Here is a 12,827-nt window from a genome sequence, read left to right as displayed (position 1 = left end):
GTCCCGCTGGGACGGCCGCGCTGCAGCTGTCAGCGCAAGGGCATCGCGGCACTGCGATCGGCGCCCCTAGGCGGCAGCCACCGAGGCCCGGTCCGCCAGCAGCAACGCGCTTGGCGCCTGGACTTTCGCGACGTCCGGAAACCCCGGCACCGCCGGGACAACCGTGGGACCAGCCGTGCGCGCGCCCGGAAATTGCGGCTGCAGCGGCGGCGCCGCGACCTCGGTGAACGGGATGCCCGGAGGCGGCTTGACCCGGTTCCAGACTCCCGACGGCGAGGCAGCTGCTGCGGGACAAGCAGCGCTCGTGGCCAATCCGTCCGGAATCGTGTGCAGCGCCCCGGAATCGACACAGTTTCCGCTGCCCTTGGTCGCACCGGGGAACGTCCAGCCGACGTCGAGGCCGTTCGCCGCGAAGACGTCGCCGACGATCTGGTTGCCCTTCGGCGGCACGTCCTGGGTCGCGGTGAGCACGAGCCCGGCGTTCGGGTTCCCGGCGATCCGGTTCCGCAGCACCTGGTTGCCGCTGCCGCCGTCGATGCCGATCCCGATGCCCCAGCCGCCGTCGGCCTGCTCCGGCGTCGCCGCCTGCCCGTTGGCCGCCACCAGATTCCCGGCGACCACCGAATCCTGCTGCGGCAACAGCTTCTCCTGGTGGTCGGAGTTGGTGGTGAGCCCGACCCGGTTCCCGCTGAACCGATTCCCGACGACGTACATCTCGCCGCTCGCGTTCGTACCCTCGTACCCGACCGCGTTGAGTTCCGCGACATTGTCCCGCACGACCGTCCGGCACGGTTTGCATTGCCCGACGTAGATTCCGGAATCAGCGCCGCCGGACGTGTATGACTGCTCGATCACCCCGTTCTGCGCGGAAAACGCATAGATTCCGTAGAGACCGTTGCGCGTGGCGGTGACGTGCGAGACCAGGAACGAGCTGAGGAAGCGAATCGGCTCGTCGCCGGTGTCATACCCGCCGCCGTGCCCCGGCAGCGCGTCGGCGGCCTTGACCGAACCCGTGACGAGGACGCCGTTCTGCGTATGATTCCGGACAGTCAGATTCTCCACCGCGACGCCCGGCGCGGACACGACGACGCCGTTGTCCCGCTTCAGCTGCCCGTCGACGACCACCTGCTCCCGCACTTCGCCGCGCAGCGTGACCTTCGGCGTCGTGATCTTCACCGTTTCGTGGTACTCGCCAGGCGCGACAAGCACGAGATCCCCGGACTGTGCCAGGGAAACGGCGGCGGAGATGGTGGGCGCGTCGGCGGGAACGCGGATCGTCACCCCCGCCCCGTCCGGCCGATGCCCCTCGGCGGAGGAAGAACCACACCCGCTGACCACCGCCGCGGACAGCCCCAGGATCGCCACCATGGCGGGAAAACGCATGCGCACAGTCTGGCACGGAGGCCGGATTCCGTTGGGGTGATTGTTGACCGGTGTGGCGGTCGTGCGCTTGGTTGGTGCTGAGTGGCCTGGGCGCTGCAGTCGGCCCGGCTGCGGGGGAGTGGCTTCCTCCGGCGCTGTCCTGCCGGATTCGCATGGGGGTGCTGTTGCCTTTGCGCCTCGGTGCAGTGAGGGCAAGCTGGATCGGCGGTGCTGTCGTGCGGGTCGTGAGCTCGACGGCGCTTCGCCTGATTCGTGGGAGCCGTGAGGGGCGAGCTGGATCGGCGGTGCTGTCGTGCGGGTTGTGAGCTCGACGGGGCTTCGCTTGATTCGTGGGAGCCGCGATGGGCGAGCCGGATCAGCGGGGCTGTCGTTGCGGGTCGTGCTCCGCCGGATTCGTGGGAGCCATGGTGGTCGGGCTGTGCGTGGTGAATTCATCGGGCCGCTTCGTCGGACCCGGTTGCCGGAGCGACTTCACACCCCATCACCCGGCCAAAACAGCCGTTCCGCCGAGCCGAATTCGCCTGGCGCACCGGAATCTGTCACGCTGCCCGTCGTGAATTCCGCTGAGCGCCGCCCTTCCCGCCGCGCTTTTCTCGGGGCCGCGGTGACCGCTGGGCTCGCCGCCGGCTGTCACGCGGCCTCCGCGCCAGACTCCGCGCCCGACTCCGCCGGGACCCAGCCCAGCCCGGTCCCTCCCACCGGCGCCCACCAAGCCGGAATCACCACGCCGCAACAACCGCAATCGCATCTGCTGGTCGTCACCGCAGACGTTTCCGTTGCGCCAGGCCCGCTTCTCGCCGAATTAGGCCGCCGCACCCTGGCTTTGACCGCTGGAACGGACGGCCGCCTGCTGGGTTTGCCCCCAGGCGACCTGACCGTGACAGTCGGCGTCGGTCCGAAACTGGTCCAGACCCGCGACCCGCAACTGCCCGGCGCGAAAGACCTCCCGCCGTCCGCCCGCGAAGCGATCGCTCCGTCCGACCGAGGCGGCGATCTGCTGCTTCAACTCTGCGCGAGCGACCCGCTCGTCCCGCCCGTCGCCGCGGCCGCGCTGCTGGCTCAACCCGGAATACGCGAACGCTGGCGGCAGTCCGCCGGACGGGGGCCGCACCTCCCGGTCTCGGAGGGGCTGACCGCGCCCCGGAACGTCCTGGGCTTCGTCGACGGCATCATCGGCCCGCACACTCCCGCCGAGCAGCAGCGCGACCTGTGGCTCGCCGGCCCGCCGCCAGTCGCGGGCGGCACGATCGCCGTCGTCCGGCGGATGGCGCTGGACGTCGCGCGATTCGCCGCATTGCCGGTCGCCGCGCAGGAAGCAGTCTTCGGCCGCCGGAGGGACACCGGGATCCCGCTGTCCGGCGGCTCCATCGCCGACGGCCCGGACCTGGGCGCGAAAACCCCGGACGGCCGCTACCTCGTCCCCGCCGACGCCCACATCCGCCGCGCCCACGCGAACGTCGTCGGGGCCGGGCTCATGCTGCGCCGCAGCTACAGCATGGACACGCCGGTGCCCGGGCTCCTCTTCATGAGCTTCCAGAACGACCTGCACACGTTCACCGCCACCCTGGCGAGCATGGAGGCCGCGGACGCGCTGCTGCCGTTCACGACCACCACCGCGAGCGGGACCTTCCTGATCCTCCCGGGCTTCGACGAGCGCCGTCCGCTGGGTTCGGCCCTGTTCCCGTCGTGAGCGGGTGCCCGAAACGACGGAAGCCCTGCCTCTCCGAAGAGAAGCAGGGCTTCCGGGCAACGCTGGTGCGCGATACTGGGATTGAACCAGTGACCTCTTCCGTGTCAGGGAAGCGCTCTCCCGCTGAGCTAATCGCGCGAGGTGGAGACGGGATTCGAACCCGTGTACACGGCTTTGCAGGCCGTTGCCTCGCCTCTCGGCCACTCCACCGCATGGGGCTTGAGCCCTCCGAGCGGACGACGGGATTCGAACCCGCGACCCTCACCTTGGCAAGGTGATGCGCTACCAGCTGCGCTACGTCCGCACTACCGTGGCTCTGAGGTCGCGGGCCGGAAGCCCGAACCCCGTCGCCGTGGTGTGAAAGAACCATATCCGACCCCGGCGACCGCCGCGGCACCGGGGGGTTGTTGGCCCGCTCGCGGGGCGGTGATCAGGCCAGATCGTTCGGGATCAGGTGGGTGAGCGCGTCGTCGACGTCGACCCACAGGTGCTCGTTGCCCGGCAGCACGACGTCGTACGTGCGGTCCAGGAAATCGGCCAGCTCCTGCGCGGACGCCTCGAACATGGCGTGCCCGGACGGCGAGTTCAGCTCGATCAGGACCGACTCCGGGTCCTCCACCGAGGGCCGGATGCGGACGTCCCCGTCGCCGGCGTCGGCGAGCAGGCCGTCGGCGAGCAGGTCGCGCGCGTAGACCCATTCGACCCAGCCGGCCCGCCCGGTGCGGAAGGCGGCGACGACGGCATAGGGGTCGCGGGTGTCGTAGCGCAGCTCCACCTTCACCGGAACCGCCGGGGTCCGCGGCGCCAGCAGGTCGAAGACCGCCGTCGAGCGGAGCGTCACGTGATCGTTGCGCATCGTCCTACCCTTCGTCTCCCTTCCCGGCCCGGACGACCGAGGACAACGGTGAGACGCACCAGGAGCCCGGATCCGTCGCGAGTGCGCTCGAGATCACCCGTTCGAGACCGTCTGCCCCGAGGTCCGTCCGGTCCGTCGCCGTCCGTGCCGCGCAGCCTTCAGCGGGCGCCCGGTGGGGAGCCACCAGTACATCTTGCGCGGTTCGGCCGCTGTGCGATAGCACCGTCGCACGGATGTCGCGGACGGCCGCACGCGCCCCCGCCCGGGCAAGGCCTTGGTTAGCTCGGGATTGTTCGGACGGTATTCGCTGGCAGACGCGCTGTAGTCGGATCAAACCACCCGTTTGCAGGCCCCCGAAAGTCGTGGGGTAGGCTGGAACCGCACCGCGAGCGGGCGATTAGCTCAGCGGGAGAGCGCTTCGTTCACACCGAAGAGGTCACTGGTTCGATCCCAGTATCGCCCACCAGCTCCATCCGAAGGCCTGCCGACGATCCTTGTCGGCAGGCCTTCGGCGTTGAAGGGGTGCGCGACCGGGCGGTGCTTCCCGCGCCTTCGAGCGCGGCGACGTCCTCCTCGCCGAGGAATCCTCAGGCGCCCCTCGGGTCAGCGTCCCCCGGCGGGCTCCAACCGGCACACCCCGTCCTCGCACCTCCGCTCCAGACGCCCGCGCGACAGGGTCTGCACCAGCCCGATCGCCCAGCACGTCGGGCATCCGCGCAGTGCCAGCACGCCCGCCGGCAGCGCCACCAGGCTGGCCCACCCGACGACCGGGGCCAGTGCGATCGACGCGGCGATCAGGCCGAATCCGACGATCCCGCGCGCGAGATGGACCGACAGGGACTTGCTGGCGAACGACGTGCTCATCGGCCTTCCTCCGGGAGATCCAGGAACGCCCGGACAGCGGCGCGGGCGCGGTGCAGCCGCGACTTCATCGCCGCGGTGCTCAACCCCAGCGACTGGGCGACGGCCTTGCCCGGCAGACCCTGGATGTCGCGCATGATCAGCACGCCGCGCTGATCGTCGGGCAGCGATGCGATGGCGGCGGACAGGCGTTCGACCTCCAGCCTGCTCAGCACGTCGTCCTCGGCGGACGGGCCCGCGGTGTCGGGGATCGGCTCGTCGCGCCGCACCAGGGCGCGCGCCCGGCGCAGGCATTCGTTGCGCACGATGCGGAACATCCACGACGCGAGCGCGGCCGTCGCCCGCAGCGTTCCGATCTTGCGGAACAGGACGATCATCGCCTCCTGCGCCGCGTCCTCGGCGTCCTGGCTGCTCGCGCACAACGAGAACGCGAACCTCCGGACGTGCGGGTACGCGCCGGACGCCAGGACGGCGATCGACGCCTCGTCGCCGCGCTGCGCGGCCAGCACGAGCTGGTCGGCGGGCCAGGACTCAGCCACGCTTCGACCTCCCGCGCGCTCGCAGGAACACCACGCAGCTGCACACCAGAACCGCCACGACCGCCACCGCGACAATGACTACGGTCATCGAACCTCCTTCGACGCGTCGGCCTCGTGGCCGCACGTCCATAAGAGCGACCGGCCCGGCGAAAGGATTCAGCCGCGCGAAGATCCGCGGCTGTGCTAACTTAGCCGTGCGCCCCGTATGGGCCTATGCATGGAGGTAGCGGCTAACCAGCCAGCACAGAGATCGGGCTCTCCGTCTCTCGCAGTTCCACGGATCCGTCAGCCGGATCGCTGCGCCATGCCTGTGCCTGCGGGGTCTTTTCGCGTCCTGTCCTGTGCTCGATGCCTCCTTTCCGGAAACAACCGAAAGGAATTGTGTGAGCAACGATTTTCACCGCCGGCTGATTGCTGAGTTCCGCGCGAACCGAGGTGCGCTGAGCGGCATGTTCGAGGGCTGGTCGCTGGCCGTGCTGACGACGACCGGCGCGAAGACCGGGCTGAGCCGGGAGGTGCTCCTCGGCTACCTGCGGATCGACGGCAACGGCGTGGTGGTCGCGTCGGCGAACGGGGGAGACCGGAATCCCGCCTGGTACCACAACATTCGGCGGAATCCGAGGGTGACCGTCGAGACCGGCAGCGACACGTATCAGGCGATGGCGGCCATTCCGCGGGGAACAGCGTACGAGAAGCTTTTCGCGCGAGTGGTCTCGGAAGCTCCGGGCTACGGCGATTATCAGGCGAAGACGTCCCGCGAGATTCCGGTGGTCGTATTGCATCGAATCGACGAGCGCGTCAAAGGCATGGGGGATTGGCTCGTCGAAGTGCACCAATGGTTTCGGAGCGAGTTGCGGACGCTGCGCGAGCAGGCGGACAGCTTGGTCGACGGCGCCGCGACTGCGATCGTCCGGCCGAAACCGGATTTGGCGCAGGAGATGCGCACGCACTGCCTCAGCTTCTGTACCGCGCTGCGCCGCCATCACGTCGGTGAGGACTCGGTGGTGTTCCCCTCTCTGGCGGAGCAGTTCCCGGCGCTCGCCCCGGCCATCGCGCAGCTCGCCGAGCAGCATCACGTGGTGGCGCGACTGCAGGACTCGATCCGGGAACTGGTCGACGGCTTCGTCCCGGGCGAATCCGACCCGGGGAGGCTGCGGACCGAGCTGGAGCGGCTCGCCGGTGAGCTGGAGGCGCACTTCGACTTCGAGGAGCGGGCCGTGGTGACCGCGCTCAACGCGACGGCCGCGGCGCCGCCGACGACCTGAGCGAAGACCTGCGCTTTTCGAGTGTCCAGTGTGGACCCGGCCCGGCCGGGAAGGCGGAGTCCGGGCTAGTCCGGGAGAAATGTGCGGCGGGGGTCCCGGCCCGGCGGAAGGCCCGGCGGCGAATGGTTCAGACCACCCAAATGGTCGAAGACAGGACGCCCCGCGCATTTCGGAGCGGATTGCGCTGCGGGCAAAGGAAATCGGCGGGTCGGCGGAGAGTTTGTGCCCGAACGGCGGTTGGGGCGGGCTCGTCCGCGGCCGGTGACCCGTGCGGGGGAGCTGAATCGGCTGCGGGCCTGCTGGGCCGTTCGGTGTAGTTAGTGGGAAACTTGACTACTGCCGGTAGTTTCGGTTGCCGAGCCAGTGTGACCCATCGTGACATTCCCGTTATCTTCCCGGTGCTTCTTGACGGGGAAGACTCGCAGGCTGTGGCTGGAAAATCTCTGTAACACCGCTCGCTGACCACCCGATACCTTGGCGAGTGTCACACCTTCGGCGACAGTGTCCCGGACCGCCTGATGATCACTGATTGTGATCGTCGGTCCTGGCCCAGCGTGCCGGTGGCGATCAGATCCGGGGAGCTTGCGTAGCGCGGGAGGACTGATGGAAGAACCGGTGCGGCCCTGGCCCGCGGACGGCATGGCGCTGCCGCGGGTCGACCTCAGGGCGGTCCCCGCGCCGCCGGTCGACGTGGCGGCCCCGCCGCCCGGCCGCGCCGCCGACGACCGGCTCGACCCGGCTGGTGTCTGCCCGGCGGAGGGGGATCCGCCGAAAGCCCACGCCGCGGAGTGGGAAAAGCGCTACCGCAGGACCGTGATCGCGGCGGATCTCATCGCGGCCTGCGCGGTCATCGCGATCAGCGCCTTCGTCATCGACCGGCTCGCTCCGCACGACATGCACGCGTTCGGCACGGCGTTCGCGATCCTCTGCGCCCTTCCGGTCAGCCGGGCGTGGAGCGCGCGGGTGCTGGGGGAGGGCCCCGAGGAGTACCGGACGCTGGGCCGGGCGCTGATTACCGCCGCGGTCCTGGTCGCTTTCGGCGGATTGTTGTTCGGCGCCCTCGAAGTGCAGCCCTGGGTGTTTTTCGTAGTTCCGGCCGTGGCATTAGTACTGTTTCCGCAGCGATATGTGCTCAGGCAGATTCTGCACCGCAGACGGCGGCGCGGGCTGTGCCTGCTGCCGGTGATGGCGGCGGGCAGCGCGGAAACCGTCGCCGACCTGATCAAGCGGACGCGGACCGAAGCGCACGTCGGATGGCGGGTCGAGGCGGTCTGCACGTCCACCGGGCACGGCGAGATCGACGGCGTGCCGGTCGTCGGACGGCTCGAGGAGCTTTCGCGGCACGTGCGCCGGGGCGGGTACCGGGTCGTGGCCATCACCGCCGACCAGTACTGGAATCCGGAGCGGCTGCAGCGGCTGGCGTGGGATCTCGAAGGCACGTCGTCGGAAATGGTCGTCGCGCCGATGCTGATGGAGGTCGCCGGACCGCGGCTGAACGTCAGCGGAGTGCTGGGCATGCCGCTGCTGCGGGTCACCGCGCCCGCGTTCACCGGCGGACGCCGGCTGGTCAAGGAAGTCGTCGACCGCTGCGGCGCGGCGTTGCTGCTCGCGCTGTTTTCGCCGCTGCTGCTGGCGATCGCGGTCGCGGTGAAGGCGGGCGACCGGGGGTCGGTGATCTACCGGCAGCGGCGCATCGGCAAGGACGGCGAAGCCTTCACGATGCTCAAATTCCGCACCATGGTCGTGAACGCGCACCTGATCCGGCACGGCCTCGAAAAGGCGAACGAAGGCGCGGGGCCGCTGTTCAAGATGAAGAAGGACCCGCGGGTCACGAAGGTCGGCGGGCTGCTGCGCCGGTATTCGCTCGACGAATTGCCGCAGCTGTTCAACGTCGTCGCCGGGCGGATGTCGCTGGTCGGGCCGCGGCCGCCGTTGCCGGAGGAGACCGCGACGTATGCCCCGGCCGCGCGCCGCAGGCTGCTGGTGAAACCGGGGCTGACCGGGCTGTGGCAGGTGAGCGGGCGCAGCGATCTGTCGTGGGAGGAGAGCATCCGCCTCGACCTCCGCTACGTCGAGGACTGGTCGCTGGCTCTCGATCTGGTGATCCTCTGGAAGACCTTCCGCGCCGTGCTCGCCGGGCAGGGCGCCTACTGACCTGGGAAAAACCCGCTGACGGCGGCCGCCGGTCCGAGAGGGACGGCGGCCGCCGCCCGTGCGCTGAGTCACAACCGCGCCGGACGAGAAATAGTCAAGCGTTCAACCATGTTGGTGCCGTGCGTAGGCGACAGCACGGGAAGGAACGACGGACCGATGACTACTTTCGCAGAGTCCCAGCAGCTGCAGGTGCCCGCCGAGGTGCAGGACCTGCTGTTCCGCGAGGCGCGCACGGCCAACAGCTTCAGCTCCGAGCCGGTGACCGACGAGCAGGTCCGCGCGATCTACGACCTCGTCAAGTGGGCCCCGACCTCGATGAACACCCAGCCGCTGCGCGCGCTGGTGATCCGCAGCGACGAGGCGAAGCAGCGCCTGCTGCCGCACATGTCCGAGGGCAACCGCGCCAAGACCGAAGCCGCTCCGCTGACCGTGATCCTGGCCGCGGACGTGGACTTCCACGAGAACATCCCGCAGACCTTCCCTCACAACCCCGGCGTGAAGGACATGTTCGCCGAGGAGTCCGGGCGCGTCGAGTTCTCCAAGCTGAACTCGCTGCTGCAGGTCGGCTACTTCATCATCGGCGTGCGCGCCGCCGGACTGGCCGCGGGCCCGATGACCGGCTTCGACGCCGCGGGCGTGGACAAGGAGTTCTTCTCCGGCAACAACTGGCGTTCGCTCGTCGTGGTGAACGTCGGCAAGCCGGGCGAGAACCCGTGGTACGACCGCCTGCCGCGGCTCGACTTCGACCAGGTCGTCGACACGCTCTGACCCTCGTTTCGCCGCCGTGAGGCCGCCCCGCACGCCCGGGGCGGCCTTTCGGCGTCCGCGGGCAGTGTTGGCTGACGGCGGTCGAATCGGGTTCGTCGCCGCCGACTAGCATCAGCGGAAGCCGTTTCAGTCACTTCTCCCGAAGGAGCCCGATCGTGTCCCAACCGTCGTCAGTAGCCGCCGTACCCGCCCCGCGCGTGGTGGTGCCGGCGGGCACTACGGCGGGCGCCGCGGTGCGCGAAGCCGGGCTGCCCACCAAGGGCCCGGACACGATCGTCGTCGTCCGCGACGCCGACGGGAAACTGCGCGACCTCGCGTGGACCCCGGAAGCGGAGGCCTTGGTCGAAGCGGTCGCGGCGAACACCGAGGACGGCCGCAGCGTGATCCGGCACTCCGCCGCGCACGTGCTCGCCCAGGCCGTGCAGCAGGAATTCCCGGACGCCAAGCTCGGCATCGGCCCGCCGGTGCGCGACGGCTTCTACTACGACTTCGCCGTCGAAAAGCCGTTCACGCCCGAGGATCTGCAGAAGCTCGAGAAGCGGATGAAGCAGATCGTCAAGGGCGCGCAGCAGTTCTCGCGCCGCGTCTTCGCCTCCACCGACGAGGCGAAGGAAGAGCTGGCGAACGAGCCCTTCAAGCTCGAACTGGTGGACCTCAAGTCCGATGTGGACACCACCGAGGTGATGGAGGTGGGCGGCGGCGAGCTGACCATCTACGACAACCTCGACCCGCGCACCAAGGAACGCGTGTGGAGCGACCTCTGCCGCGGCCCGCACGTGCCCACCACCAAGTTCATCCCGGCCTTCAAGCTCACCCGGGTGGCCGCCGCGTACTGGCGCGGCAACGAGAAAAACCCGCAGCTGCAACGGATCTACGGCACCGCGTGGGAATCGGCCGAGGCGCAGGACGCCCACCTCGAGCGCCTCGCCGAGGCGGAGCGCCGCGACCACCGCAAGCTCGGCGCGGAGCTCGACCTGTTCTCCTTCCCCGAGGAGATCGGCTCCGGGCTGCCGGTGTTCCACCCCAAGGGCGGCATCATCCGCCGCGAGCTGGAGAACTACTCGCGCCGCCGCCACGAGGAGGCCGGCTACGAGTTCGTGAACACGCCGCACATCTCCAAGGGCGACCTGTTCCACACCTCCGGGCACCTGCCGTACTACGCGGACACCATGTTCCCGCCGGTGCAGTTCGACGAAGAGGACTACTACCTCAAGGCCATGAACTGCCCGATGCACAACCTGATCTTCCGCTCGCGCGGACGGTCCTACCGCGAACTGCCGCTGCGGCTGTTCGAGTTCGGCACCGTCTACCGCTACGAGAAGTCCGGCGTCGTGCACGGTCTCACCCGCGTGCGCGGCCTGACGATGGACGACTCGCACATCTACTGCACCAAGGAGCAGATGCCGTCCGAGCTGCGGTCGCTGCTCAAGTTCGTGCTGGACCTGCTCGCCGACTACGGCCTGTCCGACTTCTACCTCGAACTGTCCACCCGCGGGGACTCGGAGAAGTTCATCGGCGAGGACTGGGAGTGGGAGGAGGCCACCGAGACGCTGCGCCAGGCCGCCGTCGACTCCGGCCTCGAATTGGTGCCGGACCCGGGCGGCGCGGCCTTCTACGGCCCGAAGATCTCGGTGCAGGCGAAGGACGCCATCGGCCGCACCTGGCAGATGTCGACCATCCAGCTGGACTTCAACCAGAACAAGCGCTTCGGCCTGGAATACACCGCCTCCGACGGCAGCCGCCAGCGGCCGATCATGATCCACCGCGCGCTGTTCGGGTCGATCGAGCGGTTCTTCGGCGTGCTGACCGAGCACTACGCGGGCGCGTTCCCGGCGTGGCTGTCGCCGGTGCAGACGGTCGCCATCCCGATCACCGCCGACCAGGTCGAGTACCTGCGCGGCGTGGAGAAGGCGTTGCGCGCCAAGGGGATCCGCGTCGAGGTCGACGCGAGCGACGACCGGATGCAGAAGAAGATCCGCACGCACACCACGCAGAAGGTGCCGTTCCTGCTGCTGGCCGGCGCGAAGGACGCGGAGGCGGGCGCGGTGTCGTTCCGGTTCCGCGACGGCGGCCAGATCAACGGCGTCCCGGTGGAGCAGGCGGTCGAGGCGATCGCCGAATGGGTCGCGCGGCGGGAGAACGCGTCGCCGTCGGCCGAGGCCGTGGAGAAGATCCTGAAGTGACCGAGCCGGAACTCGTCGAACAGGACGGGGTCGGGGTCCCGGACGCGCTGCAGCGGCTGTGGACCCCGCACCGGATGGCCTACATCCGCGGCCAGGACAAGCCCGAGGGCGACGAGTCCGACGGCTGCCCGTTCTGCCGCCTGCCCGGCCTCGGCGACGACAAGCGCGCGCTGATCGTCGCCCGCGGCGAAACCGTGTTCGCGGTGCTGAACCTGTACCCGTACAACCCGGGGCACCTGATGGTGGTCCCGTACCGGCACGTCGCGGACTACCCCGACCTCACGCCTGAGGAGACGCGCGAGCTGGCGGAGTTCACGCAGCACGCGATGGGCGTGATCCGGGCGGTCTCGGCGGCGCACGGGTTCAACATCGGGATGAACCAGGGCGTGATCGCCGGGGCGGGCATCGCCGCGCACCTGCACCAGCACCTGGTGCCGCGCTGGGGCGGCGACGCGAACTTCATGCCGGTGATCGGGCACACGAAGGTGCTGCCGCAGCTGCTCGGCGAAACGCGCGACCTGCTGGCGGGCGCGTGGTGAGGCCCGTCGCGCAGCAGTAATTGAGTGCTCAACCAGCGTATGATGACGATATGTCCGAACCACGCTGGCTGACCGACGAAGAGCAGCGGGTCTGGCGCGCCTACGCCCAGGCCAGTTCGCTGCTGCACGCACACCTCGAGGGACAGCTGCAGCACGAGTCGGGCATGCCGCACACGTACTACGAGGTCCTGGTCGCGCTGTCCGAAGCGGACGGACGGCGGTTGCGGATGAGCGAGCTCGCGTCGGTGCGCGGTTCGTCGCGCAGCAGGCTGTCGCACGCGGTGGCGCGGCTGGAGGCCAAGGGCTGGGTCCAGCGCGAGTCGTGCCCCACGGACAAGCGCGGGTCGTGGGCGGTGCTCACCGACTCCGGGTTCGCCGCACTGGAAGAGGCTGCTCCCGGGCACGTCGAGGCGGTCCGGGAGACGCTGTTCGATCAGCTGAGCGCCGAGCAGGTGCGCCAGCTCGGCGAGATTTCCGAGGCGATCCTGGCCGGGCTGCGGCCCAAATGCCAGGCCGTCCGGGAGGCGGAAGAGGCTGCGGAATTCGGCGCGCCGGTCGTCGAACTGCCGAAATCCGGCTGACGTTCCGG

The 12,827-nt window shown here is 69.4% G+C and carries 11 protein-coding genes and 4 tRNA genes; 8 read left to right on the top strand and 7 right to left on the bottom strand.

Annotated elements, in window-relative coordinates; genetic code table 11:
* Nucleotides 1-66 precede the first annotated feature (66 nt).
* Entirely contained in the window at nucleotides 67-1,383 is a 1,317-nt protein-coding gene (locus ACZ7OI_RS47725; protein WP_470270729.1) for a right-handed parallel beta-helix repeat-containing protein, read from the bottom strand.
* 553 nt (nucleotides 1,384-1,936) lie between these two features.
* On the opposite strand from ACZ7OI_RS47725, the gene ACZ7OI_RS47720 reads away from it, so the two are divergent.
* Nucleotides 1,937-3,073 carry a Dyp-type peroxidase gene (locus ACZ7OI_RS47720; RefSeq protein ID WP_470270728.1) on the top strand — a complete coding sequence of 379 codons (1,137 nt, stop codon included), beginning with the start codon at nucleotides 1,937-1,939 and terminating at the stop codon, nucleotides 3,071-3,073.
* A gap of 63 nt (nucleotides 3,074-3,136) precedes the next feature.
* Here the strand turns inward: ACZ7OI_RS47720 and ACZ7OI_RS47715 are convergent.
* The 4 genes from ACZ7OI_RS47715 to ACZ7OI_RS47700 form a co-directional block, all read right to left on the bottom strand.
* A tRNA-Val gene (locus ACZ7OI_RS47715) sits at nucleotides 3,137-3,211 on the bottom strand.
* A 1-nt stretch (nucleotide 3,212) separates the two neighbouring features.
* Nucleotides 3,213-3,283, bottom strand: a tRNA-Cys gene (locus ACZ7OI_RS47710).
* Nucleotides 3,284-3,304: 21 nt separating this feature from the next.
* Nucleotides 3,305-3,377: transfer RNA gene (locus ACZ7OI_RS47705), tRNA-Gly, on the bottom strand.
* A gap of 126 nt (nucleotides 3,378-3,503) precedes the next feature.
* A complete protein-coding gene (locus ACZ7OI_RS47700; protein ID WP_005159130.1) occupies nucleotides 3,504-3,929 on the bottom strand; it encodes an SsgA family sporulation/cell division regulator in 426 nt (141 codons plus the stop codon).
* Between the two features lie 391 nt (nucleotides 3,930-4,320).
* On the opposite strand from ACZ7OI_RS47700, the gene ACZ7OI_RS47695 reads away from it, so the two are divergent.
* A tRNA-Val gene (locus ACZ7OI_RS47695) sits at nucleotides 4,321-4,395 on the top strand.
* 137 nt (nucleotides 4,396-4,532) lie between these two features.
* Here the strand turns inward: ACZ7OI_RS47695 and ACZ7OI_RS47690 are convergent.
* Both ACZ7OI_RS47690 and ACZ7OI_RS47685 read right to left on the bottom strand, forming a co-directional pair.
* Nucleotides 4,533-4,793 (bottom strand): hypothetical protein, encoded by a 261-nt coding sequence (locus ACZ7OI_RS47690; RefSeq protein ID WP_470270727.1) that lies wholly within the window; start codon nucleotides 4,791-4,793, stop codon nucleotides 4,533-4,535.
* Complete coding sequence (locus ACZ7OI_RS47685) at nucleotides 4,790-5,329, bottom strand: RNA polymerase sigma factor (protein WP_470270726.1); 540 nt, start codon at nucleotides 5,327-5,329, stop codon at nucleotides 4,790-4,792. Before ACZ7OI_RS47685 ends, ACZ7OI_RS47690 begins: the two co-directional genes overlap by 4 nt.
* A gap of 383 nt (nucleotides 5,330-5,712) precedes the next feature.
* Between ACZ7OI_RS47685 and ACZ7OI_RS47680 the strand changes: the two genes are divergently transcribed.
* From ACZ7OI_RS47680 to ACZ7OI_RS47655, 6 genes are all read left to right on the top strand, one after another.
* On the top strand, nucleotides 5,713-6,594 hold the full coding sequence (locus ACZ7OI_RS47680) for a nitroreductase/quinone reductase family protein (protein WP_470270725.1): 882 nt from the start codon (nucleotides 5,713-5,715) through the stop codon (nucleotides 6,592-6,594).
* Nucleotides 6,595-7,197: 603 nt separating this feature from the next.
* Nucleotides 7,198-8,748: a sugar transferase gene (locus ACZ7OI_RS47675; protein WP_470270724.1), complete on the top strand. Its 1,551-nt coding sequence runs from the start codon at nucleotides 7,198-7,200 to the stop codon at nucleotides 8,746-8,748.
* Between the two features lie 156 nt (nucleotides 8,749-8,904).
* On the top strand, nucleotides 8,905-9,516 hold the full coding sequence (locus ACZ7OI_RS47670; RefSeq protein ID WP_470270723.1) for a malonic semialdehyde reductase: 612 nt from the start codon (nucleotides 8,905-8,907) through the stop codon (nucleotides 9,514-9,516).
* A gap of 155 nt (nucleotides 9,517-9,671) precedes the next feature.
* Nucleotides 9,672-11,699, top strand: a complete 2,028-nt coding sequence (thrS, locus tag ACZ7OI_RS47665) for a threonine--tRNA ligase (RefSeq protein WP_470270722.1) — start codon at nucleotides 9,672-9,674, stop codon at nucleotides 11,697-11,699.
* Nucleotides 11,696-12,238: an HIT family protein gene (locus ACZ7OI_RS47660; RefSeq protein WP_470270721.1), complete on the top strand. Its 543-nt coding sequence runs from the start codon at nucleotides 11,696-11,698 to the stop codon at nucleotides 12,236-12,238. The genes thrS and ACZ7OI_RS47660 overlap by 4 nt, the downstream gene beginning before the upstream one ends.
* Nucleotides 12,239-12,288: 50 nt before the next feature.
* Complete coding sequence (locus tag ACZ7OI_RS47655; RefSeq protein WP_470270720.1) at nucleotides 12,289-12,819, top strand: MarR family winged helix-turn-helix transcriptional regulator; 531 nt, start codon at nucleotides 12,289-12,291, stop codon at nucleotides 12,817-12,819.
* The last annotated feature ends 8 nt before the right edge of the window (nucleotides 12,820-12,827 follow it).

It is taken from the genome of Amycolatopsis sp. NPDC114503, from assembly GCF_055633655.1.
The sequence above is the reverse complement of the archived record's forward strand: the minus strand, read 5'-3'. Positions and strand labels throughout refer to the sequence as shown.

Bases quoted from the DNA above. Each gene is read 5' to 3' on its own strand.
- ACZ7OI_RS47725 (WP_470270729.1), bottom strand. From the start codon at position 1,383: ATGCGTTTTCCCGCCATGGTGGCGATCCTGGGGCTGTCCGCGGCGGTG.
- ACZ7OI_RS47700 (WP_005159130.1), bottom strand. From the start codon at position 3,929: ATGCGCAACGATCACGTGACGCTCCGCTCGACGGCGGTCTTCGACCTG.
- ACZ7OI_RS47690 (WP_470270727.1), bottom strand. From the start codon at position 4,793: ATGAGCACGTCGTTCGCCAGCAAGTCCCTGTCGGTCCATCTCGCGCGC.
- ACZ7OI_RS47675 (WP_470270724.1), top strand. From the start codon at position 7,198: ATGGAAGAACCGGTGCGGCCCTGGCCCGCGGACGGCATGGCGCTGCCG.
- ACZ7OI_RS47670 (WP_470270723.1), top strand. From the start codon at position 8,905: ATGACTACTTTCGCAGAGTCCCAGCAGCTGCAGGTGCCCGCCGAGGTG.
- ACZ7OI_RS47655 (WP_470270720.1), top strand. From the start codon at position 12,289: ATGTCCGAACCACGCTGGCTGACCGACGAAGAGCAGCGGGTCTGGCGC.